This is a genomic window from Neisseria leonii (assembly GCF_028776105.2).
Classification (GTDB): Bacteria; Pseudomonadota; Gammaproteobacteria; order Burkholderiales; family Neisseriaceae; genus Neisseria; species Neisseria leonii.
On the sequence record NZ_CP145606.1, the window covers coordinates 1026865 to 1050933 of the forward strand.

General features: G+C 58.2%; 25 protein-coding genes. 11 read left to right on the forward strand and 14 right to left on the reverse strand.

Features of this window, described 5'->3' with window-relative positions; genetic code table 11:
* Window positions 1-135: 135 nt before the first annotated feature.
* From ORY85_RS04940 to recO, 6 genes are all read right to left on the reverse strand, one after another.
* Entirely contained in the window at window positions 136-1638 is a 1503-nt protein-coding gene (locus tag ORY85_RS04940) for a sodium:alanine symporter family protein (protein ID WP_274571072.1), read from the reverse strand.
* A gap of 158 nt (window positions 1639-1796) precedes the next feature.
* Entirely contained in the window at window positions 1797-2249 is a 453-nt protein-coding gene (locus ORY85_RS04945; RefSeq protein WP_338578443.1) for a hypothetical protein, read from the reverse strand.
* Window positions 2230-3024 (reverse strand): NUDIX domain-containing protein, encoded by a 795-nt coding sequence (locus tag ORY85_RS04950; protein ID WP_274571070.1) that lies wholly within the window; start codon window positions 3022-3024, stop codon window positions 2230-2232. Before ORY85_RS04950 ends, ORY85_RS04945 begins: the two co-directional genes overlap by 20 nt.
* Window positions 3025-3114: 90 nt before the next feature.
* Window positions 3115-3495: a holo-ACP synthase gene (acpS, locus tag ORY85_RS04955; protein WP_274571313.1), complete on the reverse strand. Its 381-nt coding sequence runs from the start codon at window positions 3493-3495 to the stop codon at window positions 3115-3117.
* Window positions 3496-3504: 9 nt separating this feature from the next.
* A complete protein-coding gene (gene pdxJ, locus ORY85_RS04960) occupies window positions 3505-4236 on the reverse strand; it encodes a pyridoxine 5'-phosphate synthase (RefSeq protein WP_274571069.1) in 732 nt (243 codons plus the stop codon).
* Window positions 4237-4297: 61 nt separating this feature from the next.
* Window positions 4298-5047 (reverse strand): DNA repair protein RecO, encoded by a 750-nt coding sequence (recO, locus tag ORY85_RS04965; RefSeq protein WP_274571068.1) that lies wholly within the window; start codon window positions 5045-5047, stop codon window positions 4298-4300.
* Window positions 5048-5238: 191 nt separating this feature from the next.
* Between recO and ORY85_RS04970 the strand changes: the two genes are divergently transcribed.
* Window positions 5239-5448, forward strand: a complete 210-nt coding sequence (locus tag ORY85_RS04970) for a (2Fe-2S)-binding protein (RefSeq protein WP_274571067.1) — start codon at window positions 5239-5241, stop codon at window positions 5446-5448.
* A gap of 160 nt (window positions 5449-5608) precedes the next feature.
* Window positions 5609-6400: an acyl-CoA thioesterase II gene (locus ORY85_RS04975; protein WP_274571066.1), complete on the forward strand. Its 792-nt coding sequence runs from the start codon at window positions 5609-5611 to the stop codon at window positions 6398-6400.
* Window positions 6401-6722: 322 nt separating this feature from the next.
* Here ORY85_RS04975 and ORY85_RS04980 read toward each other — a convergent pair whose 3' ends face one another.
* The 4 genes from ORY85_RS04980 to ORY85_RS04995 all read right to left on the reverse strand — a co-directional run bounded on the left by ORY85_RS04980 (window position 6723) and on the right by ORY85_RS04995 (window position 11702).
* The gene (locus ORY85_RS04980) at window positions 6723-7526 is read right to left on the reverse strand and encodes a DUF4198 domain-containing protein (RefSeq protein ID WP_274571065.1); all 804 of its coding nucleotides are present in this window, start codon (window positions 7524-7526) and stop codon (window positions 6723-6725) included.
* A 115-nt stretch (window positions 7527-7641) separates the two neighbouring features.
* Entirely contained in the window at window positions 7642-8523 is an 882-nt protein-coding gene (locus tag ORY85_RS04985) for a LysR family transcriptional regulator (RefSeq protein WP_274571312.1), read from the reverse strand.
* A 133-nt stretch (window positions 8524-8656) separates the two neighbouring features.
* Complete coding sequence (locus ORY85_RS04990) at window positions 8657-9214, reverse strand: rRNA large subunit pseudouridine synthase E (RefSeq protein ID WP_274571064.1); 558 nt, start codon at window positions 9212-9214, stop codon at window positions 8657-8659.
* 94 nt (window positions 9215-9308) lie between these two features.
* Entirely contained in the window at window positions 9309-11702 is a 2394-nt protein-coding gene (locus tag ORY85_RS04995; RefSeq protein WP_405030343.1) for a penicillin-binding protein 1A, read from the reverse strand.
* 104 nt (window positions 11703-11806) lie between these two features.
* On the opposite strand from ORY85_RS04995, the gene ORY85_RS05000 reads away from it, so the two are divergent.
* From ORY85_RS05000 to upp, 6 genes are all read left to right on the forward strand, one after another.
* The gene (locus tag ORY85_RS05000) at window positions 11807-12784 is read left to right on the forward strand and encodes a hypothetical protein (RefSeq protein ID WP_274571063.1); all 978 of its coding nucleotides are present in this window, start codon (window positions 11807-11809) and stop codon (window positions 12782-12784) included.
* Window positions 12784-13299, forward strand: coding sequence for a hypothetical protein (locus ORY85_RS05005; protein WP_274571062.1), 516 nt, complete (start codon window positions 12784-12786; stop codon window positions 13297-13299). The genes ORY85_RS05000 and ORY85_RS05005 overlap by 1 nt, the downstream gene beginning before the upstream one ends.
* Window positions 13296-13802 carry a hypothetical protein gene (locus ORY85_RS05010; RefSeq protein ID WP_274571061.1) on the forward strand — a complete coding sequence of 169 codons (507 nt, stop codon included), beginning with the start codon at window positions 13296-13298 and terminating at the stop codon, window positions 13800-13802. The genes ORY85_RS05005 and ORY85_RS05010 overlap by 4 nt, the downstream gene beginning before the upstream one ends.
* A complete protein-coding gene (locus tag ORY85_RS05015; protein ID WP_274571060.1) occupies window positions 13799-14344 on the forward strand; it encodes a hypothetical protein in 546 nt (181 codons plus the stop codon). Before ORY85_RS05010 ends, ORY85_RS05015 begins: the two co-directional genes overlap by 4 nt.
* Before the next feature lie 4 nt (window positions 14345-14348).
* On the forward strand, window positions 14349-16022 hold the full coding sequence (locus ORY85_RS05020) for a type IV pilus secretin PilQ (protein ID WP_274571059.1): 1674 nt from the start codon (window positions 14349-14351) through the stop codon (window positions 16020-16022).
* Window positions 16023-16109: 87 nt separating this feature from the next.
* On the forward strand, window positions 16110-16742 hold the full coding sequence (gene upp, locus ORY85_RS05025) for a uracil phosphoribosyltransferase (protein ID WP_274571058.1): 633 nt from the start codon (window positions 16110-16112) through the stop codon (window positions 16740-16742).
* A 174-nt stretch (window positions 16743-16916) separates the two neighbouring features.
* Here the strand turns inward: upp and ORY85_RS05030 are convergent, their stop codons facing one another.
* The gene (locus tag ORY85_RS05030) at window positions 16917-17906 is read right to left on the reverse strand and encodes a Fe(3+) ABC transporter substrate-binding protein (protein ID WP_274571057.1); all 990 of its coding nucleotides are present in this window, start codon (window positions 17904-17906) and stop codon (window positions 16917-16919) included.
* 214 nt (window positions 17907-18120) lie between these two features.
* Between ORY85_RS05030 and ORY85_RS05035 the strand changes: the two genes are divergently transcribed.
* Both ORY85_RS05035 and ORY85_RS05040 read left to right on the forward strand, forming a co-directional pair.
* Window positions 18121-19731, forward strand: a complete 1611-nt coding sequence (locus tag ORY85_RS05035; RefSeq protein WP_274571056.1) for an iron ABC transporter permease — start codon at window positions 18121-18123, stop codon at window positions 19729-19731.
* Window positions 19732-19735: 4 nt separating this feature from the next.
* Window positions 19736-20749, forward strand: a complete 1014-nt coding sequence (locus ORY85_RS05040) for an ABC transporter ATP-binding protein (RefSeq protein ID WP_274571055.1) — start codon at window positions 19736-19738, stop codon at window positions 20747-20749.
* A gap of 75 nt (window positions 20750-20824) precedes the next feature.
* Here the strand turns inward: ORY85_RS05040 and ORY85_RS05045 are convergent, their stop codons facing one another.
* Window positions 20825-21895, reverse strand: coding sequence for an AI-2E family transporter (locus ORY85_RS05045; protein ID WP_274571054.1), 1071 nt, complete (start codon window positions 21893-21895; stop codon window positions 20825-20827).
* Window positions 21896-22038: 143 nt separating this feature from the next.
* Here ORY85_RS05045 and purM point away from each other — a divergent pair, with 143 nt between their 5' ends.
* Window positions 22039-23073, forward strand: a complete 1035-nt coding sequence (purM, locus tag ORY85_RS05050; protein WP_274571053.1) for a phosphoribosylformylglycinamidine cyclo-ligase — start codon at window positions 22039-22041, stop codon at window positions 23071-23073.
* 200 nt (window positions 23074-23273) lie between these two features.
* Here purM and ORY85_RS05055 read toward each other — a convergent pair whose 3' ends face one another.
* Both ORY85_RS05055 and ORY85_RS05060 read right to left on the reverse strand, forming a co-directional pair.
* Window positions 23274-23444 carry a hypothetical protein gene (locus ORY85_RS05055; RefSeq protein WP_274571333.1) on the reverse strand — a complete coding sequence of 57 codons (171 nt, stop codon included), beginning with the start codon at window positions 23442-23444 and terminating at the stop codon, window positions 23274-23276.
* A 120-nt stretch (window positions 23445-23564) separates the two neighbouring features.
* Complete coding sequence (locus ORY85_RS05060) at window positions 23565-24026, reverse strand: universal stress protein (protein ID WP_274571311.1); 462 nt, start codon at window positions 24024-24026, stop codon at window positions 23565-23567.
* Window positions 24027-24069 lie beyond the last annotated feature (43 nt).

Consider the following 24069-nt stretch of genomic DNA (forward strand, 5'->3'; position numbering starts at 1 on the left):
ATATCCGCCGCAACCAAATTTTCTATCCGCCAAAACACCACCCACCCCCCCAATCGGATTTTCAGACGGCCTATGCGGTTCGACCAAAGAAAAAAAGGACACCGGAGTGTCCTTTTTTTACAATAGTCAAACGGATCAGCGTTTGTTGTTGATACGGTCTTCCCAGAATGTCGCATTGCGGATGCCGAGTTTTTTCGGATCAAACGTATAGTGCTCGACACCTGCCTTGCGCTGTTCTTCATAGTCTTTCAGTGCATTGATGGTCGGACGTGCCATCAGGAAGACCATAATGATACCGACAATGTTCAACCATGCCGTCAAGCCCATGCCGATATCGCCGATTTCCCAGATATAGCCGGAGCTGTTTACCGCACCGTAGGCCACAGCCGCCATCACCAGCACCTTAACCAAGAACAGCGCCCAAGCCGATTTCATTTGGCGGGACAAATAAGCCACATTGGTTTCGGCAATATAGTAATAAGCAATGATGGTGGTAAAGGCAAAGAAGAAAATCGCCACTGCGACAAACGCAGTACCGAAACTGCCAAACACGCTGGAAACGGCCAATTGGGTAAATGCCGGGCCGCTGATAACGGTATCTGCCGCGATGTTTTGCAGAATAAACTGGCCTTCCGGCAGTGTACCTTGAATATTATATTGACCGGTAATCAGGATCATAAATGCAGTGGCCGAACAGACAAACAGCGTATCGACATAGACCGAAAACGCCTGCACCAAGCCCTGCTGCGCAGGATGCTCGACTTCGGCCGCACCGGCAGCGTGCGGACCGGAACCCTGACCCGCTTCGTTGGAATAGATGCCGCGTTTCACACCCCAGCCGATGGCTGCTCCCATACCGGCCTGCGCATTAAAGGCATCGCCGACAATCATACCGATGATACCGGGCAGCTGATCGATGTTCATAAACACAATCAGCAGTGCCATCACGATATAGCCCAGAGCCATAAACGGCACAACAATCTGGGTAAACCCGGCAATACGGTTGATACCGCCGAAAATAATCAGTGCCAGCACCACCAGGATAAACAGCAGGGCAATCAGCTTGTTCATACCCACCGTACCGAATGCCGTCTCGACCATGCTGCCTTCGCCGACAATCATCACCACGGCATTGGCCACACCGTTGGCCTGCACGCCCGGCAGAAGGACGCCGCAGGAAACAATCAGGGAAACAGCCAGAATAAAGCCGTAAATCTTACCGGCAGTGCCGCCGAAGAATTTATTGAAATAATAAGCCGGGCCGCCACGGTACTCACCGTCCTGCTCGACTTTGTAAATCTGTGCCAGTGTGGACTCCACATAAGCGGTACTCGCACCTAAAAATGCCACCACCCACATCCAGAAAACCGCACCCGGACCGCCGAAACCGATGGCCGCCGCCACACCGGCAATATTGCCCATGCCCACACGGTTGGCCAATGCCACTGCCAGAGCCTGAAAAGACGAAATACCGACATCGCCCTTTTTCGGCTTAAACAAAAGGCGCAGCATCTCGGGGAATTGGCGCACCTGTACAAAACGGGTAATCACGGAAAAAAACAGACCTGCACCCAAACACAGATAAACCAGAGCCGGGCTCCAAATCCACCCGTTCACGGTACTGATAAACTCTTGCATCTCATTCTCCTGACAGACATTATTCGATGGACGGCGGAAACATTTAACATTTTTAATTAAAATGTTAACAACCAACCCGTTCATGTAAATCGCATTTTACATACGGCTTTTTTAACTGTCTATGATTTTCACAATCGGATTAGAGTCATTCCGCCATTTCAGCGGGCGGTAAACGGGATACGGTAACGCTGCCCGTCCAGCGTCAGTTCGGCGATAAAATCGCTCCGATCGGCCGTACAGTACGGCAGGCGCACCGCACGCGCGCCCAGGCCGTCTGATTGCGGCTGCAAATCATAACGGTTGAAACCCATTTCCATATCCTGCATGGTAAAACTTAACGAGGCACGGGCAGCTGCGGTTTTCAGATGCACATCAAACGGCGTTTTCCGCCCCGGCGGGGTGAACGTCAGCAGCGAACCGTCGGGCAGGCGGCAGCCCGCGACCACATCGCAAACCACCGTCTGCGGCGCGCCCCCCGTTTCCTGACTGCGGCTCCACCAATAAAGCGCAGCCAATTTAACGGCAGCAAAAACCAACAGCAGCAAACCGGCCGCCAACCATTTTTTCCTGCGCGTATCCAAAGCCGTCCTCCTATGCCCGTTCAGTTTCATCGTCGGCCAGCAGGGCGTGCGCCCCTGCGTTCAGCCACGCCCTGCCCCACCGGCGGCAGTCTTCGGCCGAAGCCGCCACAATCAGCGGCTGCGGGACACCCGCCGCCAGCACGTCTGCCAGCGCAGCGGCCGATGCGCCGCCGCTTACCCGCCAAATCCAGCCGTCCGCATCGGCCGTCTGCACCATTTCTTCGGCCGATTCGGCCAATACCCACACACTCTGCGCCTGCGGCATTCTGCCCAGTCCCGCCAATTGCGCCGCCGTCAGCCAGACGCCGCTGTGGTGCGCTTCGCCCGGATACGGCGCAATCCAATAACGGCCTTGGGCGTTTTCACCGCCGAATCCCGTTTTCAGACGGCCTGTCAGCTCCTGCGGCACCGCCAAGGCTTTCAACAGCGCGCTGTTGGCGGGCAGCATCGGCTCTACCGTATAGTCGCCCGCCCGCTGCCAACGCCACTGCTGGCCTTCCTTCCCCTCGGGCGCGCCCGACCACTGGCCGGCGGCAATCCGGTAAAACCGCAGATACACCCGCGCGTGTTCGTAATCGTGGATTTTCGTCAGCCACAAACGCGCACCGTGAACCGTAATCCCCAGCTCTTCGGCAAACTCGCGCCGCAAGGCCGCTAACTCCGTTTCCCCAGCCTCGACCTTGCCGCCGGCAAATTCCCAATAACCCGCATACGGCTTGCCCTGCGGCCGCGAACTGAGCAGGCACTCGCCGGCTTCGTTAAACAGCACACCGGCCACCACATGAAGACACTTCCGTTCCGTCATCCCGGTTTTCCTGATTCCACCGGCCGGTTTGAATGACCCGCCGGTATGTTCCATACAAAAGGCCGTCTGAAAACGCCCCGCAAATGTTTTTCAGACGGCCTCGGCCACTGCAAACGCCAACACACAGCCGGCATCGTCGCTCAAACTCACATGCACGGCAGCAATCCCCTGCCGTGCCAGCCAACCGGCCAGACTGTCGGTATAAAAAAACTGCGGCCGCCCCAAGCGGTCATGGCGGATACCGATTTCGGCAAACGATACTTCGCCGCGTATCCCCGTGCCCACCGCTTTGGCAAACGCCTCTTTGGCGGCAAACCGCTTGGCCAGAAAGTTGGCCGCATCGGCCGCCGCATCAAATGCCGCTATTTCCTCTGTATGCAGCAGCCGTTGCGCCAAACGCCGTCCGTGCCGCCCATAAGCCTGCCGCATCCGTGCCAGCTGCACCATATCGGTGCCGATACCGTAAATCATGGCCACGGCTCAATACGGCAGGGCGCGCGCTTTGTGCATCACGTCCTTCATCTGGCGTATGGCTTCGGGCAGGCCGAGAAACAGTGCCTGCGCAATCAGCGCGTGGCCGATATTCAGCTCGCGGATGGCCAGAATCTTGGCAACCAGGGCGACATTGTGAATCGTCAGCCCGTGTCCCGCGTTCACAGTCAAACCCAAATCGGCGGCAAAATTCGCCCCCTCTTCAATCCGCAATAATTCGGCCTGCCGTTCGCGGCTGCCGCGCGCTTCGGCATAAGCACCGGTGTGCAGTTCGATCACCGGCGCGCCGACATCTTTGGCCGCGCGGATTTGGGTTTCGTCGGCATCGATAAACAGCGACACGCGTATGCCCGCTTCCGTCAGGCGGCGTACGTAAGTGGCCACTTTGTCCTGCTGTCCGGCCACGTCCAAACCTCCTTCCGTCGTCAGCTCTTCGCGCTTCTCCGGCACCAGACACACATCTTCGGGCATCACGGCCAGCGCGTTGTCCAACATCTCCGGCGTGAGTGCCATTTCCAGATTCATGCGCGTACGGATGGCGTTTTTGACCGCGAACACATCGGCATCTTGAATATGGCGGCGGTCTTCGCGCAGATGCAGCGTAATCAGATCCGCACCGTGTGTTTCCGCAATCAGTGCCGCTTCCACCGGACTGGGATACACCGTACCGCGCGCATTGCGCACCGTAGCCACATGATCGATATTCACACCCAACAACATGAGTTTTTCCCTTAATCAATTGACCGTTTCCAACCGTTTTCAGACGGCCTCAAACGCCCGTTTACGCCGTCTGAAACACATCTGCGGCATCAAATTCGCGCATCTGCTGCAACACGCGGCGGCTGTGCACACCCTGCGGCAGATAATAATCGATAAACAGGCGCGTCAGCCGCAGCGCCTGCTGCAAATCCGCCCCGTCCGACCATTTTCCCTGCTGCAACGCCAGCAGCACCGTCCCGTCCACCACTACGCCGTTATCCGTATCCGCCGCTTCCTGCGGCTGCGGCAGCTGCTCGGCCGCCATACGGTAAAGCCGCCCTGCCGCCACCGTCTCCCCTGCCGCATCACGGCACAAATCGGGCGCGTAACCCAGCAGTTGCAGCAGCCGCCATTCAAACAGACGCAAATCGGCCGTGTGCCGCCCGCCGCCGCAGACGGCCTGCAAAACCGTATCCAGCGCATGATAAACGGGTGCGGCGGCATCTTCGCGCGCCGTCAGCCGCAACACCAGCTCGTTCACATACAGCGCACTGAACAACGCGCGACCCGAAGGCTGCGGACGGCCGCCCAGCCATTCGGCACGGTGCAGCGTTTTCATCTCCTGCGCGCCGAACCACGACACCGACACCGGCACAAACGGCACCAGCACGCCGCGCAAATCGCTCTGCCGCCGCCGCGCGCTGCGCGCCAGCAAGGCCACCCGTCCGTAATCGCGGCTGAACATTTCCAAAAGCAGGCTGCTCTCCCGCCACGGCGCGGCCGAAAGCAGAAAAGCGGGCTGTTGGTTGATGCGTTCGCTGCGCGCGCCCATAGCATTACCGTTATCCGTCAAAACTGCGGCATTATACGCCAAGCCTTCTTGCAGTGCAGCCGCCGCAGAACGGCCGTTTTTTACACAGACCGTACCCGGCAGGTACTTGCAACGGTACGGCTCCTATATTATATTTCTACCCACACAAACAATATTCACTATCACTACCATTACACAGCAGGAGAGTCATCATGTTTGTCTGCATCTGCAACGCGGTTACCGACCGCCAAATCCAAGAAACCGTTGCGGCGGGTGCTGCTACGCTGGGCGATTTGCAGGCACAGTTGGGCGTGGCCACCTGCTGCGGCAGTTGCAGCGATTTGGCCGCATCGTTTTTAAACGCCGCCGCACAAAGCCACAACGCCTCCTCCGTTACTGCTGGCATCAAAGTTTCACTCTGACACGCCCATCCGGCAATCTCCATCCAGGCCGTCTGAAAACAGCGTTTTCCCGTTTTCAGACGGCCTTTTGCCGCCCTGCCGCCGACACGGCAAATTTAGAGTATCGTCTTCATACCCGCAGCCGCTATACTGGCCGCCACCCCACACACAGGAGAACAGCATGGATTTGAACCGAACCTTTGCCCGTTTGGCCGATGACGACACCATCACGCTCGATCCGGGCTGGGCGCAGGGACGCGCCCTGTTCGGCGGCTTGAGCGGCGGCCTGATGCTGGCTAAACTGCAACACGCCATCGACCGTCCGCGCCGCCTGCGCTCGCTGACCGTCAGCTTTGTCGGCCCCATCGACACCAGCGGCGAGATTGGTCTTCAAGCGCAGATTCTGCGCGTGGGAAAATCGGTATTGCAGGGCGAAGTCCATTTGACACAAAACGGCGGTGTACAGGCTGTTTTGCTGGCCAGCTTCGGCGAAGCGCGCGAATCGGCTGCCCGAATCGCCGCCGACAGCCCGCCGCCCGCCATGCCTCAGGTCGGGCAGATTCCCGCTATTCCCGCCGGCGTGCCGGATATGCCCGCTTTCCTGCAACACTTCGACATACGCTGGGCGCACGGCCCGCTGCCGTTCAGCGGCAGCACACAGGCCGAATTCGGCGGCTACCTGCGTTTTCGCGGCCAAGAAGGAGCGTTTACCCTGCCGCATCTGGTCACACTGACCGACGCTTTTCCGCCCGCCGTTGTTACCCTGCTGCCGCAGCCCGCCCCCGCCAGCAGTCTGACTTGGACGCTGGAACTGCTGCACGAGCCGGACGGGGCGGACATGGCCGATTTCTGGCAATACCGGGTCCGAACCGATTATGCCGCCGACGGCTACGGCCACACCGAAGCCCGCATCTGGGACAAAAACGGCCGTCTGATGCTGATCAGCCGCCAGACTGTTACGGTTTTCGGCTGATACCGCCACTTTGAGGCCGGGTGCACAGCATTATCCCTCCCAATGTGCCAACCCGTCCAAGAACCGGATGCCGACCGGTTTCCGGTTCTCGGGTTTCCGCTCACTTCCATTACCGATTACGCAGATTCGGCTCATTACCGGGCAATATTCCCTTCTCTGCCGCATATCGATGCGTTTACCGGCGGCATTTTCAGACTTTCATGCATATGAAATTGAAGGCTTTTCAGACGGCCTGAACAGTCCGGCAAACGGCTGTCCGTCCCGTCTTCTGGGCATCGGAAAGGCGGTACCGGTTACACATAACCGGCACCGCCCGTCCGACTCAGTGATGATCATGCCCGATATCGAATGTCAGCGTTGCATAAGTTGCCTCTTTCCCGCAAATCCGCGAATCGGCAAAATCGGCTTTGTGTTCCACGCTGGCTTTCCAGAAACCTTGGCGCAAAGGAATGATTTCCACCGTACCGTCTGCGCCGGTAATATCGGAAAACGCCTGTGCTTCCGTCTTATGCGTTTTACTGCGGTCGCTCATATCGAATCCTTCGAACGTAGCCGTCAATACTGCCCCGGCCAGCGGCTCTCCGCGGTACAGCACTTGTACTTTAAACAATCCGCCTACCCGTACATTGGCCGGATTATCCAATGGCACAATCTCCAAAAGATGACCGAGGGGTTGGGAAATAGTTTGCATATCGGCACTTCTGTGTCCGACATTGACAATATTTTTACCGTACATCCTGGTTTGTTCGCAATATTCCGCATCCGGCATCTGACGCATATCGGCCTGCCGCCAACCTGCTTTGTTTTTCGACCAGAATGTCGGCCGGTATTGCGCACTGATCACATAACTGCCTTCTGCCACCGGCTTTCTGCTCCGGTATTCGTAATTCTGTCCCTGCTGTACCAAATCCTCGCTGCCGCCGGCCGTATGCAGCTGCATCGGACGGTTGAAGATCGATACGCGATCCGGACTAATCGGTTCAAAATCCGGAAATTCACCGTAGCCCAGTTTGGCTTTCAGTATCTGGCCGCCATGCGTATGCTCCGAAGCCACCCATACACGATGGGCTTGGGCAGTGGTACATATAAAGGCCAATACAGCAGCTGACAGATGCAGTCTGATCATGATGATTGCTCCACAGGTTAAGAAAAGAAATGTTATATTATAACATTAAATCCATGCTGTAAACCATGAATGACTCACTGCTTCACAAAACAGTACTCCGCACCGCCGATGCCGGTTAAAGCTGCCAGATTTGGGTAACGGCTTCTTTAATCAGCACCAATCCGGGATCTTGTTCGTATTCGTCCAAATAAATAAAGCTCAACGGCAGGGTCTGCCGGTATTGTTCGATCACGGTAATAGGACGGCCCGCCGCCACCGCATCATCGGCCTTGTTGGCCGGTACCATCGCCACGCCCACGCCGGCCGCCACCAGGTCGATAATCGTTTGCGGATAATCACAGATAATCTGCTGCTTGGGCGACAGGCGGTTGGCACGCCAAAATTGTTGCAGGTGCTTGTTGCTGCCCGATGTACCCGACATTTCGATCCAGGTAAATTCTTCCAGACTTTTCGGCAGGCCGTTGCGTATGGCCGCTTCGGCCGAAAGGGGGCAAATCAGCGAATAGTGGATATTTTCCAGAAAAATGCTGTGGACGCTGCGGCCGGTTACCGGCCCGAGAAAAAAACCGCCGTGCAGTTTTTTCGCCAATACGCGGCCGAGAATTTCGCCGCTCATGCCGTATTGCAGATGCAGTTGGACATGCGGCGCACGCCCGCGCAGCCATTGTACCAATCCGGTTACCTTATTGGCCGTCAGTGGGTGGATCAGGCCGATATCCGCCTCCTCTTTGTAACCGCTGGCCAGCATTTTGGCAAAATGGTCAAGCCGGTGTTTGTGTTGGAGCAGCAGTTCGGCTTCGGGCAGCAGGACTTCGCCCGCGCGGGTAAGGGTCATGCCGTTGCTGGTCCGCACAAACAGCGGTGTATCCAATTCGGTTTCGATGGCTTTGATTTGTGCCGAAACGGCAGGCTGCGACAGACAGAGAAACTCCGCTGCCTGTGTCAAGTTGCGGTGTTGTGCCACCGTAACGAATGATTTGAGCTGGTGCAGATCCATCATTTCCCTCTTCCGTCTGCCGTTTAGTGCGGCGTGGCTGCTGTTTCTTTTATTCAGATATTAACATTTTCACAGGCCGTCTGAAAATACTGCCGCAACCGCCGTATTCCGATCCATCTTTGGCGGCACGCCATCAGGGCAGACGGCCGTAACGCCAGCTTCCCGGTTCCAGCTGCTCATCAAACAGCGAAATTCCGCCCACTGCCACCCGCACCAAGCGCAGGCAGGGGTAACCGGCCTTGGCGGTCATGCGGCGCACTTGGCGGTTTTTCCCTTCGCAGATACGGATTTCCAGCCAGAAATCGGGCACACTTTTGCGCACGCGTATCGGCGGTACGCGCGGCCACAAATGCGCGGTTTCTGCTGCCGCCATCACGCTCACTTTGGCCGGACGGGTAACAAAACCGCCCAAATCCACGCCGCGGCGCAAGCTGTCCAAACGCCCTTCGTCGGGTACGCCCTCCACCTGCGCCCAGTAGGTTTTTTCACTTTTGAATTTCGGATCGGCAATTTTGGCCTGCAAACGCCCGTCGTCTGTGAGCAGCAGCAGGCCTTCGCTGTCGGTATCGAGGCGGCCTGCGGGGTAAACGCCCGGTACGTCGATATAGTCTTTCAGCGTAGCGTATTTTTCATGCGGGCTGAATTGGCAGATGACGCCGTAAGGTTTGTTGAACAGAATCAGTTTACTCATAATCTTCTCTGCGCCGCCGCGCTTTCGGAGGGAAAACAAGGCCGTCTGAAAACGGTTTGCCCCGATTTTCAGACGGCCTGCCATCAAACTGCCATCAGAACAGTGCGTCTGCCGTACCGGCAGCAGGCGGCGGAGCGGCAGGTGCCGGCGCTGCTGCGGGTTTGCCGCTGTCGGGACGGGCATCCGGTTCGGCACCATTACCGGCTCCCGCCACTTCGCCGTCGCGCTCGGACTGGCTGATCGGACGGCTGGCACGGTTGTCCAACGCCAAATCGGGATTGGTGCTCTGCTGCTCGCGCAGGAAGTATTCTCCGTCGCGCACCACCACCCCCTCAGGCACTTTCATGCCTTTGCCGCCGACACCGTTGAGGGCGTAACGCATATATTCGTTCCACACCGGCAGGGCGATGGTGCCGCCGTAACCCGCGCGCCCCATGCTTTTGGGTTTGTCGAAACCGATATACACGGCCGTAACCACTTCGGGGTTGAAACCGACAAACCAGGCATCTTTATTGTCGTTGGTTGTCCCGGTTTTGCCCGCAATATCGGAGCGGCCGAGCGATTTGGCGCTGCGTGCCGTACCGTAGTTCACCACATCGCGCATCATCTGGTACATCACATAAGCATTGCGCGGATCAATGGCCTGCGGCGCATTCTCTCCGGCCACCAGCGGCTGCATCTGAGCCCGCAGACGGCCCTGCCCGTCGTAAATCTTATCGATCACGTAAGCCGACACCTTATAGCCGCCGTTGGCAAACACGGCATAACCTTCAGCCATCTGCAACGGCGTGGTCAGGCCGGTACCCAGCGACATCGACAAACCTGCGGGGTGGTCGGACGGTTTAAAACCGAAACGCTGGATATATTGATGGGTGTAATCGATGCCTGCCGCCTGCAACAGGCGGATCGACACCATATTTTTCGAGGCCGTCAGTGCCTGACGCATGGTAATCGGGCCGGCATAGCGGCCGTCTGAATTTTTCGGATTCCACGTTGTGCCGCGCGGCCCCGCACCGGGAATCGAAATCGGCGCATCGTTAATCACGGTCGCCGCCGTCATACCTTTTGACAAGGCGGCCGAATAGACAAACGGCTTGAATGTCGAACCCGGCTGGCGTTGCGCCTGTGTGGCGCGGTTGAAACTCTTACTGTGGAAATCGTAACCGCCCACCAGTGCCTTCACTGCACCTGTTTTGGCATCCAGCGACACCAGCGCGCCCTGTAACAGCGGCTCCTGAGCCACCGCCCAGCTTTTCCCGTTTTTGCGCAAACGGATGACCGAACCGCGGCGCAAAGCCGCATCGCCCAATTTTTTATTGCCGATCGCGGTGCGGGCAAAACCCGTCTGTTCCGGTGTCAGCTTGATGCGCCCGCCCGGCAGCTGCACGGTCAGACCGTTTTTCGCCGATGCCGCCAACACCACACCCGGCACCATGCCGTCCACCTCATAAAGGCCGGACAGATATTCGCCGACTGTATCTTCTTCCTCTTCGGCATCAGTGATTTTGTCCAGATTGAGAAAATCCTCGGCACCACGGTAGGCACTGCCCCGGTCAAAGCCCAGCAGCGTGCGGCGCAATGCGGCCGTTGCCGCCCGCTGATGGCCGGTATCGACGGTGGTATAAACCTTGAAACCCTGCGTATAGGCATCTTCGCCGTATTTGTCATACAGCTCCTGACGCACCATTTCGGCCACATACAGCGCGCTTTGGTCGATTTTCTGTACATAACGCTCATATTGCAGCGGCTCGGCCGCCGCCGCATCACGTTCGGCCGCCGTAATCCAGCCCAATTCGTACATATTGTTCAGAATGTAACGCTGGCGCAGCTTGGCGCGTTCGGGATTCACAATCGGATTGAACGCGGAAGGCGCTTTGGGCAAACCGGCCAGAATCGTGGCTTCGGCCAGGCTCAAATCCTGAACGGGTTTATTGAAATAGACCTGTGCCGCCGCCGTAAATCCGTAGGCACGCTGCCCCAGATAAATCTGGTTGAAGTACAGCTCGAGAATTTCGTCCTTGGTCAGCGACTGCTCTATTTTATAAGCCAGCAGTGCTTCATTGAATTTACGGGTAAAAGTGCGCTCGTTGGTCAGATAGAAATTACGCGCCACCTGCTGCGTAATCGTACTGGCACCCGATTTCACGCCGCCGGTCAGATTGCCGACCACCGCGCGTGCCACGCCCATCACATCCACTCCCCAATGCTCGTAAAAACGCTTGTCTTCCGCCGCCAAAACCGCCTGTTTGAGGTTTTTCGGAAAATCTCCGATTTTCGTGAACGCCCGCCTCTCTTCGCCGTACATACCGATCAGTCTGCCGTCTGCCGAATAAATCATCAGCGGCATCCGCGGCTGGTAATTCTGCACAGCCTCCAAAGAGGGCAGCTTTGGGTAAGTGACCAAAATGGCAATCGCCACCAAACCGACGGCAAACAGTGCCAGACCGATCAGCAAACCGAAAACCGCAGTAATGAATCTCTTAATCATGTTTACTCAATTTTCCCTTTGACAACAGGAAACGAAAAGGTTAAATATGCACATATCATAAAAAAGACGGCGGACATGGCCGCTTTTATCTGCAAGGAGTGCTTATGCCTATGCTTTCCCGTTTGTTCCGCCGTCCGGCCAGGCGCAGCGAAGGGTGGGATTTGGGTGCGGCGGAAACGCGCATGGTGGCACTTTGCGGCAGCAGTTTAAACCAAATCCGTTTGGAAACCTATACTTTTGCACCTCGCGGCACGCCCGTCCGCACCGGCGGCAAGGCAAACCGGCGCACTACCCGCCGAACCGTCGCCCTGCCTGCCGCACAAAGCATTATGGAAATCCTGCCTTTCAGGCCGTCTGAAAATCCGCTGCACACCGGGCAAACCGACACGGAACACCGGACACAGGCGGCCGATTATACCGAATTTCATCTGGCCGGACTCGGCCTGCCCGACAATATCGTCCACGACCACCACTTATTCGCCGCCCGCCATACGGACAGCTCTGCCCTGCTGATCGCCGCCGCCCGTGCGGAAGCGGCCGCCGCGCAACTGGAACAGGCCGCCGCACTCGGTCTGAAAGCCGATTATCTGGACATCGACATACTGGCACTGGCCAACGCATTCCTGTTCGGCTCGCAACCCGCCGCCGACGGCTGCCGGATCCTTCTCCGTCTGGAATCTGAAAGCATACAGATGCTGGCCTTCGACAACGGCCGCGTGTGCCATATACAGGAAACGCTGCTGCCGACCGCAGCAGACAGTCCCGACTCCGAAAACCGCCGTCCTGCTTTTCAGACGGCCTCAACCGATGCCGTCTGCCGTGAAGCACAGCACCTGCTGCAACTGTACCGCCACACACGCAACCCCGCCGCCATGCCCGACATTACCCTGACCGGCACGCTGGCCTCCACCGTCGAAAGCGGGCTGGCCGCCGCCGGTCTGCCCGCCCGCTGCCGGCACCCGATCCACGCCCTCGATCCCGACATCGCCGAGGCCGATGCCGCCCGCCTGAGTACTGCATTCGGGCTGGCACTCAAACCCTTTATCGCATCGGCAGCCCGATCAGAAAGTGCAGGCCGCTGATGGAATGGATCAATATCAACCTGATACCGGCAAAACCCGCCGCACACCGCCCTTCCGCCGCCACTACCGCCATCCTGCTGATTGTCCTGATCAGCGCGGCCGCCTATGCCTTTCTATATGCCGCCCAGCAACGCCAGCAAACCCGAAACCGCTGGCTGCAACAAGCCTTCATACAGGCCGAAAACGAACACCGGGCACGCACCGGACAAATCGAGGCGTACCGCCGCCTGCAACAGGAAATCGAACAATTTTCAACGCACCGTACCGCCGCCGCACAAACCCTGCAACTGCTGTCGGCACTGCATCAGGCTCCGCCCGGCACCCGCTGGCAGGAAATCCGTTTCGACAACGGCAGCGGCACGCTGCAACTGACCCTGTCTCCAGGAGCAGACGCATGGACGGACGGGCTGAACAGGCTGGGCATCGGCCGTTTCGACCCGCTTCCGCCACAAAACGGCACACAGCAAATCACTTTCCGCCTCCATCCGATACCGCAGGCAGGAGAACAGCCATGAACCGTCAAATGCCGCTCTACCGCCTGATGCTGCCGGTTGCCGCACTCACCGCCGCCATACTGTTACTGTGGCCGCAATGGCGGGATTGGCGGCAGTCTCTGGCCCGCGAAGCTCATTTGAAAAACCAGTACCAAACCCTGCGCACCCGGACTGCCGCCCTGCCTGCCGTACCGGATACCGAAGCCGCAACCGCCGCGCTTGCTCCCTACACCGCAGCCGACAACCGCAACTGGCCGCAAACCGCAGCCGAGTACCGTCTGACGCTGCTGGCCGCCGACCGTCTGCCTGACGGTACCGAACAACTGCACCTCAGCGGCGCCTATCCCGATCTTTACCGCCTGCTGTACAGCCTGATTGGCCGGACACCGGCTGCCCAGCCCCGATCATGGCAGCTGAGGCCGTCTGAAAGCGGTGCTTCCCTGAATATCGTCCTGCAATATTTCCCGATACCGGATGCAGAAAACAGCGGCAGCCCGGACAATGCTGCGGGGGCGCGCCGATGATACGCCTCTTTTTCCCCTGCATTCTGTTGCTGCTGGCAGGCTGCCGCGCCGACATCGCCGACTTGGAAGACTGGCGCGACGGCATCGACCGCCAAGCCGCCGGGCAAAATACCGATGGATTACCGCCGCTGATGCCGCCCGAACCCATCCTGCTGCCGGAAAACACAGCCGTGCCGGACTTATTTGCCCAAACTGCACCCCGCCCCTGCACCGACTGTACCGCCGCCGAAGTTCCGCCGCTGCAACGCCTGCCTTTAAGCCAGCTGGCCTACATCGGCCATATCCGCCGTGCAGGCCGCATCACTGCTTATCTGCAAACAGATGATGCCGTCTTACCCGCCGCTCCCGGGCAAACCGTCGGCAGCGAAGGCGGCCGCCTGATCCGCATTCTGCCGCAGGCACTGCACATCGAAACCGCCGGGAAAGTCCGTATCCTGCCGCTGCGCCGCGACGATGACGGCAGCGGCCGACCGTCCGGCCTGCGCCAACCGCGCCATACCGAGCCTCCTACCGGATCCGCCGCCTCTGCCGTTCAGGAGTAATGCCATGTCCAAAAGCCTGACCCTGCTGATTCTGATTCTGCTCTGCTGCCGTACTGTCGATGCCCGTTCCCCTGCCGATCCGTCCGACAGCCTCTTTCCTGCCCGCCTGACCGTTACCGCCGCACCTCAGGGCGGCACGTTGATCGAGCTGGCCGCGCCCAACCTGCCCGCACCCGACATCCGCCGCCAAGGCCGCCGCTTGTCTGTCCGCCTGCCCGGCTACACACTGCCGCCGCTTGATCTGCCCCAAAATTACCGGGGCACACCGATTGAACACATCCGCCGCGAACAACACACCGACGGCAGCATACTGACCGCCACCCTGCGCGGCGGCTGGCAGTTCGACAGTCAAGCGACTCCCGACCGCATACGCCTGCTCATCAGACCGTCTGAACGCCCTCACGCACCTGCGGACCACACCGGCAAGCTGATTTCGCTGGATTTCCAAAATATCGATGTCCGCACCTTACTGCAAATCATCGCCAAAGAATCGGGTATGAATATCGTGGCTTCCGATGCCGTGAACGGCAAAATGACCATTTCGCTCAAAAACCTGCCGTGGCCGCAGGCACTCGATGTGGTACTGCAGGCACGCAGTCTGCACATGAGCCGCAGCGGCAACGTCATCCACATCAGGCCGAAAGCGGCTTATCTGGCCGACAGCAAAGCCGAACTGGCTCTGGAAAACGAATTGCAGCAGCAATTGCCGCTCCGCTCCCGCACATTCCGCCTGCAATACAAAAATGCCGAAGAACTGGCCAAAATGCTGAAAAGCGACGGCAAACAGAGCAGCGGCCTGCTCAGCCCGCGCGGCAGCATTTTGGCCGACAGCGGCGGCAACAGCCTGGTGGTACACGACACCGAAGCCGTGCTCTCGCGGATTGACGCACTGATACAGGAATTGGACCGTGCAGCCGACCAAGTGATGATAGAAGTGAAAATTGTCGAAGCCAACGACGGTTTCTCGCGCGAATTGGGCGCAAAATTCGGATACAGCGGACGGCGCGGACACAACAGCTGGGGCAGTTCCCTGCAACAGCTGGCCGATACGGCTGCCGCCGTTCCCGTATTCAGCCCGAATGTCAGCCTGCCCGCCATGGCCTCGGCAGGCAGTATCGCACTGGTCCACGCCGCCGCCAGCAGTGCGCTGGGCTTGGAATTGAGTGCACAGCAGGCACAAAGCCGTGCCAAAATCATTTCCAGCCCGCGCATCCTCACCCGGAACCGGCAGGCCGCCTTAATCGAATCGGGTACCGAAATCCCGTATCAGGAAGCCACATCCAGCGGCGCCACCTCCACCGGCTTCAAAAAAGCGGTTTTGGGACTGAACGTACTGCCCGCCATCACGCCGGACGGCCATATCATTATGGACATCAAAGTCAATAAAGACACGCCGACTGCCTGCGGCGCAAGCGAGCCGTGCGTTTCAACCAAACGGCTGCAAACCAGCGCGATGGTGGAAAACGGCGGAACCTTGGTCTTGGGCGGCATTTATGAGGAAAACAGCGGCGACCGGATACAGAAAGTACCGCTGCTGGGCGACATTCCGCTGCTGGGACACCTGTTCAGCAGCCGCGCACGCAACCAAGAGCGCAAAGAACTGCTGGTTTTCATCACCCCGCATATTGTCGGCCGCCCCGGTTTCTTACCGCAAAACATGCCGCCGCTGCCCGAATAGCCTGTTCAGACGGCCTCAAAGCCGCTTTCACAGCCGTCGGCAACGTCATATAATACAGGCCGTTTTCCCATTTTCCCGGTCTCAATTATGAATATCACCGTTATCGACCACCCGCTGGTCAAACACAAACTCACCCTGATGCGCGAAGCCGAATGCAGCACCTATAAATTCCGCACGCTGACCACCGAACTCGCCCGCCTGATGGCTTATGAGGCCAGCCGCGATTTCGCCTTGGAAGATATTGAGTTCGACGGCTGGTGCGGCCGCATCAAAGGCCAGCAGATTAAAGGCAAAACACTGACCGTTGTGCCGATTCTGCGTGCGGGGCTGGGTATGCTCGACGGCGTGCTGGATCTGATTCCCACTGCAAAAATCAGCGTCGTCGGCTTGCAGCGCGATGAAGAAACACTCAAGCCCGTATCGTATTTTGAGAAATTCGTCAGCAATATGAGCGAGCGTCCGGCTCTGATTATCGACCCCATGCTCGCCACCGGCGGTTCCATGGTGGCCACCATCGACCTGCTCAAAGCCAACGGCTGCCGCAACATCAAAGCACTGGTATTGGTCGCCGCACCCGAAGGCGTCAAAGCGGTGAACGACGCCCACCCCGATGTTACGGTTTACACCGCCGCGCTCGACAGCCATTTGAATGAACAGGGCTACATCATTCCGGGTTTGGGCGATGCGGGCGACAAAATTTTCGGCACCAAACACGGATAACCCCCACCGGTCCGCAAACGGTACAGAAAACCGCCGATATGGCCAGAACGGCTTTGACCGCAACAAACCGCTTTCAGACGGCCTGACAGTCCGCCGTCCGTTCCGGCAAACGCCCGGTACAGCAAAAAACCGCCGCCCCGAATCGGGCGGCGGTTTGGGCATTTATCCGTATGCTTAGCGGTAACCGGCCTGTCTCATCAACATCACGGCACGTGCCTGATTGCTGCCCGCTACCGATACATTGATCAAATCCTGTTTGAAACTGCCCCATTTGGCCACACGGGGATCCGGATTGACTTTCGGGTTGGCCGGATATTCGTGGTTCAAATCGGCAAACAGGTTTTGTGCCTCTGCACCGGACAGCCATTCAATGAATTTCTGCGCTTCTGCGGGCTGTTTGCTGTATTTCACCACACCCGCACCCGAAACATTGACATGGGTACCTTTGCCGTTCTGGTCTGCAAAGAACACACCCACCGGCAGATCCGGTTTTTTCTCCAGCAAACGGCCGTAGTAATAAGTATTGGCAATACCGACATCGCAACGGCCTGCCGCAATAGCTTCCAAAACCGCAGTATCGTTGGCAAAGGGTTCTGCAGCCAGATTGTTTACCCAACCTTTAACAATATCGGCAGTTTTCTTGGCACCGTGGTTCGCCAGCATGGTCGCGGTCAGCGATTGGTTGTACACATTGCCGGACGAGCGCAGACACAGCTTGCCTTTCCATTTCGGCGAAGCCAGATCGGCATAAGTGGACAGCTCGGACGGCTTCACTTTCTGCGTATTGTAGAAAATGGTGCGGGCGCGTACAGACAGGCCGAACCATTGGTTTTTCGGATCGCGCAGGTGGGCGGGAATATTGGCTTTGAGCGTAGCCGAATTCACCGGCTGCAACAGCCCCATCTGCGCGGCCTGCCACAGATTGCCTCCATCCACTGTAATCAGTACATCGGCCGGCGTATTGCGCCCTTCGGCTTTCAGTTTTTCGGCCAACGGACCGGGCTTGTCGGTTACCAGCTTGACATTCACACCGGTTTTTTGGGCATAAGCATCGACAATCGGTTTCAGCAGATTGTCGGCGCGGGAAGTGTAAACCACCAAGTCGGCGGCAAACACCGGGGCGGCACTCATCAGGGCAACCGATACGGCCAGAATTTTTTTCATACACAATTCTCCTTTTTGCGGTTTTTGCGGATAAGGTTGGATACAGACAAACTTTACTGCCGCCTATCATTATAGAATAAGGATTCCCTATAAACAATAGTCAGTATCATTTTCCAATAAGAAATTTTCTCATTGCCAGACCTGCGTTTTATCGGGATAATCACGCCCTGCTTACACTTCACTACATTTCCATGACTAAAGGCCGTCTGAAAACATGAATGCCAGAACCGTCCCGCTTCTGCCCGCCCGTCTGTGGCTGCTGCTGTGTATCACGCTGCTGCTGATTCCGCTGGGTGTGATTGCCGCCGCGTGGGGGACGTGGGACGAAGAAATCTGGGCGTTCATGCTCGATTTCCAGCTGCCGCTGCTATTGTCCAACACACTCTGGCTGGTACTGGGTGTGGGAGCGGGAACGGCTCTGCTCGGCAGCAGCACGGCCTGGCTGACTGCGATGTACGACTTCCCGCTGCGGCGGCTGTTTTTCTGGGCGATGATGCTGCCGCTGGCCGTTCCGGCTTATGTGCTGGCTTTCACCCAACTGGGCCTGTTCGACTATACCGGCCCCGTCAGTACCTATCTGCGCGACCGGTACGGTTTTTCAGACGGCCTGCCCGACATCCGCAACCGCTGGGGGCTGATTGCCGTGATGAGCCTCACATTTTACCCGTACGTTTATCTGCTGGCACGCAACGCCTTCTGCGGCATGGGCGCACAGGCACTGGAAGCCGGTGCTTCTCTCGGCCTGCCGCCGCTTCGTTCCTTTATCAAAATCGCCCTGCCGATGGCGCGCCCGTGGATAGGCGGCGGCGTGATACTGGCACTGATGGAAGTGCTGGCCGATTTCGGCACCGTTTCCGTGTTCGGCTACGACACGTTCACCACAGCCATTTATCAGGCCTGGTTCGATCTGTTTTCCATTGAAACGGCCAAACAGCTTGCCTCCCTGCTGATTATGGGGGTATTCGTACTGCTGGCCGCCGAGCAGCTCTCGCGCGGCCGCCGCCGCTACACACCGCCCGGACGCGGGCGTTCGCGCCGCAGACACTCCCTGGGCGGTGCGGGCGCATGGGCGGCAACCGCATACTGCGGCCTGATTCTGACCGCCGCTTTCCTGCTGCCGCTGATCCAGCTGTTGATCTGGGCGGTGCAGACTTTTCACGACGGCTTCAATACCTCGCTGTGGCAGCAGGCATGGCACTCGTTCTCTGCTTCGCTGGCCGGTGCGCTGGCTGTGGCCGCCGCCGCCCTGCTGTTGGCTTTGGCCAAACGGGCCGACCGCAGCCGTGCCGCAGCCGTTGCCGCCCGCATCGCCACCTTGGGCTACGCCGTACCGGGTACCGTTTTGGCTGTCGGCATTTTCGTACCGGTAGCCGCACTCGACAATGTCCTGATTGAGACGTTCCAATGGCAGGATACCCGCGATGCCGTCTTCAAAGGCACGCTGGCGGTTCTGCTGCTGGCCTACCTGATCCGCTTTCTCGCCGTCGGTTATTCTGCCGTCGAGGCCGGGTTGGAGCGCATCAGCCCCAGCCAAGCCGAAGCCGCACGTACACTGGGGCATAACGGCACAGGCATTCTGCGACGCATCTACCTGCCGCTGCTCAAAGGCGCATTGGGAACCGGTATGCTGATGGCATTTGTCGATATGATGAAAGAATTGCCGATTACACTGATGATGCGCCCGTTTGACTGGGATACGCTTGCTGTCCGCGTGTATGCCTTTACCACCGAGGGCCAGTACGCCAACGCCGCCCTGCCCGCCCTGCTGATTGTCCTGACCGGCCTGCTGCCCGTTATCCTGTTTTCCCGCACCGAAACGGAATAAACCTATGCTGACCCTCGACCGCATTACCGTTGCATTCGACAACCGTCCGGTTGTCGAACAGTTTGATTTCCATTTGGCCGCAGGCGAAACCGCCTGCCTGCTCGGTCCGTCGGGCTGCGGCAAAACCACCGTCCTGCGCACCATCGCCGGTTTTGAAACCCCGCAAAACGGCCGCATCAGCCTCAACGGGCAGGACATTACCGCCACGGCTCCGCACAAACGCGGCATCGGCATGGTATTCCAAGACTACGCCCTGTTCCCGCATCTGACCGCTGCCGGCAACATTGCTTTCGGCCTGCAACATTGGGATAAAGCCGCACGGCAGGCACGCGTAGCCGAACTACTGAACCTCATCGGCCTGCCGCAAACCGCCGCACGCTATCCCCACCAGCTCTCCGGCGGCCAGCAGCAGCGTATCGCACTGGCCCGCGCACTCGCCCCCAAACCCGGGCTGATACTGCTGGACGAGCCGTTTTCCAATCTGGACAGCGATTTGCGCAGCCGTCTGGCCAAAGAAGTCCGCCAACTGCTCAAACAGCAGCAAACCGCTGCTGTTATGGTAACGCACGATCCGCAGGAAGCCTTTGCTATGGCCGACAGAGTCGGCATCATGCGGCAAGGCCGCCTGCTGCAATACGATACACCGCAGACACTCTACCGCCGCCCCTCCTCCCCCGAAACCGCCGCCTTTCTCGGCAACGGCAGTCTGATTGATGCCGTGCGCAACCCCGACGGCAGCCTCCAATGCGCTGTCGGCCGTATTGACTGCGAAACAGACAGCAACGCAGCACATTGGCAGCTTTTTCTGCGTCCCGAAGACCTCTGCCCCAATCCGGACGGCCAACCCTGCGCCACCCTGCTGGATGCCGACTTCCAAGGCAGCCGCTACCTTGCCCGCCTGCAACTGGACAGCGGCGAACCCCTGCTGGCGGAACTGGAAGAACTGCCGCCCGTCGGCAGCCGTATCGCCTTATGCCTGCGCCACAACCGCCCGGCCGCCTTCCCGAAACACGCCTAACCCGCCCGAACGCAGCAAAGGCCGCCTGAAACCTTTTCAGACGGCCTTTGCCTAGCCGGACAACCTCCTCCCGAATCAGTTGCGCCGGTAAAAAGCACTTTTAAAATAAGCGTCCGCCCCCTCACGCAACAATACCAGCGTTACTGCAGCCAGCGGCAGGCCGATCAGCATACCGATAAAGCCGAACAGTTGGCCGAAAGCCATCAGCGAAAAAATCACCCAAAACGGCGACAGACCGATGCGGTCGCCGACAATCTTCGGCGTGATAAAGAAACTTTCCAAAAACTGCCCCGCGCCGAACACCGCCCAGACCATCAGCAGCCCCTGCCACGACCCGAATTGCAGCAGCGCGGCCACCGTCGCCAGCAGCAGACCGGTAAACGCACCCAGATACGGCACAAACACCAAAATACCGGCAATCATACCGATGGCAAAGCCGGAATCCAGCCCCACCAACATCAACCCTGTGCCGTAAATGATGCCCATCACCAGCATCACCGTCAGCTGGCCGCGCAAAAATTCGCCCAACACTCTGTCCATATTGCCCGAAATACGCAGATAGCCGTCCAAATAACGGCGCGGAATCATGGTGCGGATACCGTCCGACCAACGCTGCCAGTCCAACAGAAAGTAATACAGCAGAAACGGCAGCAGCATCGCATTAGTCACACCCAAAGCCACATTACTGCTCTGCTGCATCAGCGTTACCATCACCCGCCGCAATGCATTGCTCAGCGTACCGGTATGCGATTGCAGCCACGCCACAACACTTGCCGTGTCCAGACTGACAGTGTTTCCCAAATACTGCCCCACCCAAGGCACCAGCGTTTTCTCGGCAAACGAAATCAGCTGGGGCAGACGCATCACAATATTATTAAACTGGCTGATCAGCATCGGCACAATAATCAGCACCAACGCCAGCAGCACCAACAGCGCAAACACCATGACCAGCATGGATGCCAAACCGCGCTTGACACCTTTTCTGCGCAGCTTTTCCACCAGCGGATTCAGAATATAGGCCAGCACCGCCGCCACAAAAAACGGCGTCAGAATATTGCCCAAGGCATACACCAGCCACAACACCGCCGCCATGACCAACAGCGGCATCAACCAAATGCGCAAACCGCGCTTTCTCGCCTGATACATCGTTATATCCCGATTCAAAACGGCGCAAGCATACCAGTTTCCCCCCAACGGCGCATCAACAATCGACACCGCAGATTTACACGCGCCGCAGCACAAAATCGGGTAAAATCGCGCCGTTTATCCCTCATTTGCGAAAGTAAACCATGAACCCGTCCCTGAGCTACCGTGATGCCGGTGTCGATATCGATGCCGGCGACCAACTGGTCGAAAACATCAAACCCTTTGCCAAACGCACCATGCGCCCCGAAGTGCTGGGGGATTTGGGCGGCTTCGGCGCGCTGGTGGAAATCGGCAAAAAATACCAAAATCCCGTTTTGGTTTCCGGCACCGACGGCGTGGGCACCAAGCTGAAACTGGCCTTTGAATGGGACAAACACGATACCGTCGGCATCGACCTGGTGGCCATGAGTGTGAACGATATTCTGGTACAGGGTGCCGAACCGCTGTTTTTTCTCGACTATTTCGCCTGCGGCAAACTCGACGTGGCACGTGCCACCGACGTGATCAAAGGCATCGCGCAAGGCTGTGAAGAATCGGGCTGCGCACTGATCGGCGGCGAAACGGCGGAAATGCCGGGCATGTATCCCGAAGGCGAATACGATTTAGCGGGCTTCGCCGTCGGCGTGGTGGAAAAAGACCGCATCATCAACGGCCGCAGCATCGCTCCGGGCGATGTGGTGTTGGGACTGGCTTCCAACGGCGCGCATTCCAACGGCTATTCTTTAATCCGCAAAATCATCGAGCGCGACGCACCCGATTTGGACGCACCGTTCGACAACGGCAAAACCCTGCGCGAAGCCGTCATCGCCCCCACCCGCCTGTATGTCAAACCGGTTCTGGCCGCATTGCAGCAGTTTGAAATCAAAGGCATGGCGCACATCACCGGCGGCGGCATCACCGAAAACGTGCCGCGCGTGCTGCCGGAAAACTGTGTGGCGCAAATCGACGCGCACTCATGGCAGCTGCCCAAACTGTTCCAATGGCTGCAAGAAGCGGGCAACGTGGAAACGCAGGAAATGTACCGCACCTTCAACTGCGGCATCGGCATGGTGCTGATTATTGCCGCCGAAAATGCCGAAGCTGTTCGGACTTTCTTGACGGAACAGGGCGAAACCGTTTACCGCTTGGGCGAAATCCGCCCGCGCAACGGCAGCGAGCATCAAACCCAAGTGGCCTGACTTTCAGTCAAAAAGGCCGTCTGAAAATACGCTAAACCGCGCTTTCAGACGGCCTTATCCATCACAGGCTTCCGATACATCTTCTGATTCGGCTCCGCCACGGCCGGCTGCGATACCGAACGGCACATGTCGTTCTTTTCCCGGGTGGACGAACCCAAACCGGGGCGGATAATGTATCCGCACACCGCTTCGCCGGCCTGTTAAATCTTGCAGGCTCCGCCGGCACAGTTGTCGTCTTCCTCTGCCGCATCGGTTCCGCCCTCCACAGCCACGCCGTCAAAACAGTTCAAAGCGTTATCCAGATGATCCAAATCCCACTCATCGGTGTCGTCGTCATGATTTTTCCTTAGTCCGGGTAATGCGCTGCCCAACTGGGGGCAAGGACGGGCATTGCAAGTCCGTCACCGTTTTTTATCCGCCGCCCCGCAAAAAGGCCGTCTGAAAACGCGATAAAGCGCATTTTCAGACGGCCTGAACGGCAAGCAGGATGTCTATTCTTCGGCCTCGCTGCGGATAATCAGCAGCGGCAAATGACTTTGACGCATCACGGTTTCGGCAAAACTGCCCATTAAAAGGTGCATCAGGCCGGTGCGCCCGTGCGTGCCCAATACCAACAAATCCGCACCCTGCGCATCGGCATAATCCACCAGCTCCTGCGCCATTTCGCGCGCGCCTTTATTGGCAACGAGCAGGTGCGTTGCCGCACCGGATATGCCGTTTTCCGCCGCCAAGGCCGCCGCTGCGGCCAATACTTCATTGCCGCCCTCAACGGCGGCGGCTTCGTAACTGTCGTGTTGCAGAAATTCGGGCGCCAACGCCATATACTCGGCCGGATTGGCCACGTGGACCAAAGTCAGCCGCGCCCCGCCGCTTTGCGCGACACCGCAGGCATGTTTCAATGCGTTTGCCGAAGTGGCACTGCCGTCCACCGCTACCACCAAATGTCGATACATCATTTCATCTCCTCTCAACGTTTCGGCATCTATCCCGATACCG

What these genes read in the sequence shown, in the direction of transcription:
- ORY85_RS04940 (WP_274571072.1), bottom strand. Translation starts at nt 1,638, where the DNA reads ATGCAAGAGTTTATCAGTACCGTGAACGGGTGGATTTGGAGCCCGGCT.
- ORY85_RS04945 (WP_338578443.1), bottom strand. Translation starts at nt 2,249, where the DNA reads ATGAAACTGAACGGGCATAGGAGGACGGCTTTGGATACGCGCAGGAAA.
- ORY85_RS04950 (WP_274571070.1), bottom strand. Translation starts at nt 3,024, where the DNA reads ATGACGGAACGGAAGTGTCTTCATGTGGTGGCCGGTGTGCTGTTTAAC.
- acpS (WP_274571313.1), bottom strand. Translation starts at nt 3,495, where the DNA reads ATGATTTACGGTATCGGCACCGATATGGTGCAGCTGGCACGGATGCGG.
- pdxJ (WP_274571069.1), bottom strand. Translation starts at nt 4,236, where the DNA reads ATGTTGTTGGGTGTGAATATCGATCATGTGGCTACGGTGCGCAATGCG.
- recO (WP_274571068.1), bottom strand. Translation starts at nt 5,047, where the DNA reads ATGGGCGCGCGCAGCGAACGCATCAACCAACAGCCCGCTTTTCTGCTT.
- ORY85_RS04970 (WP_274571067.1), top strand. Translation starts at nt 5,239, where the DNA reads ATGTTTGTCTGCATCTGCAACGCGGTTACCGACCGCCAAATCCAAGAA.
- ORY85_RS04975 (WP_274571066.1), top strand. Translation starts at nt 5,609, where the DNA reads ATGGATTTGAACCGAACCTTTGCCCGTTTGGCCGATGACGACACCATC.
- ORY85_RS04980 (WP_274571065.1), bottom strand. Translation starts at nt 7,526, where the DNA reads ATGATCAGACTGCATCTGTCAGCTGCTGTATTGGCCTTTATATGTACC.
- ORY85_RS04985 (WP_274571312.1), bottom strand. Translation starts at nt 8,523, where the DNA reads ATGGATCTGCACCAGCTCAAATCATTCGTTACGGTGGCACAACACCGC.
- ORY85_RS04990 (WP_274571064.1), bottom strand. Translation starts at nt 9,214, where the DNA reads ATGAGTAAACTGATTCTGTTCAACAAACCTTACGGCGTCATCTGCCAA.
- ORY85_RS04995 (WP_405030343.1), bottom strand. Translation starts at nt 11,702, where the DNA reads ATGATTAAGAGATTCATTACTGCGGTTTTCGGTTTGCTGATCGGTCTG.
- ORY85_RS05000 (WP_274571063.1), top strand. Translation starts at nt 11,807, where the DNA reads ATGCCTATGCTTTCCCGTTTGTTCCGCCGTCCGGCCAGGCGCAGCGAA.
- ORY85_RS05005 (WP_274571062.1), top strand. Translation starts at nt 12,784, where the DNA reads ATGGAATGGATCAATATCAACCTGATACCGGCAAAACCCGCCGCACAC.
- ORY85_RS05010 (WP_274571061.1), top strand. Translation starts at nt 13,296, where the DNA reads ATGAACCGTCAAATGCCGCTCTACCGCCTGATGCTGCCGGTTGCCGCA.
- ORY85_RS05015 (WP_274571060.1), top strand. Translation starts at nt 13,799, where the DNA reads ATGATACGCCTCTTTTTCCCCTGCATTCTGTTGCTGCTGGCAGGCTGC.
- ORY85_RS05020 (WP_274571059.1), top strand. Translation starts at nt 14,349, where the DNA reads ATGTCCAAAAGCCTGACCCTGCTGATTCTGATTCTGCTCTGCTGCCGT.
- upp (WP_274571058.1), top strand. Translation starts at nt 16,110, where the DNA reads ATGAATATCACCGTTATCGACCACCCGCTGGTCAAACACAAACTCACC.
- ORY85_RS05030 (WP_274571057.1), bottom strand. Translation starts at nt 17,906, where the DNA reads ATGAAAAAAATTCTGGCCGTATCGGTTGCCCTGATGAGTGCCGCCCCG.
- ORY85_RS05035 (WP_274571056.1), top strand. Translation starts at nt 18,121, where the DNA reads ATGAATGCCAGAACCGTCCCGCTTCTGCCCGCCCGTCTGTGGCTGCTG.
- ORY85_RS05040 (WP_274571055.1), top strand. Translation starts at nt 19,736, where the DNA reads ATGCTGACCCTCGACCGCATTACCGTTGCATTCGACAACCGTCCGGTT.
- ORY85_RS05045 (WP_274571054.1), bottom strand. Translation starts at nt 21,895, where the DNA reads ATGTATCAGGCGAGAAAGCGCGGTTTGCGCATTTGGTTGATGCCGCTG.
- purM (WP_274571053.1), top strand. Translation starts at nt 22,039, where the DNA reads ATGAACCCGTCCCTGAGCTACCGTGATGCCGGTGTCGATATCGATGCC.
- ORY85_RS05060 (WP_274571311.1), bottom strand. Translation starts at nt 24,026, where the DNA reads ATGTATCGACATTTGGTGGTAGCGGTGGACGGCAGTGCCACTTCGGCA.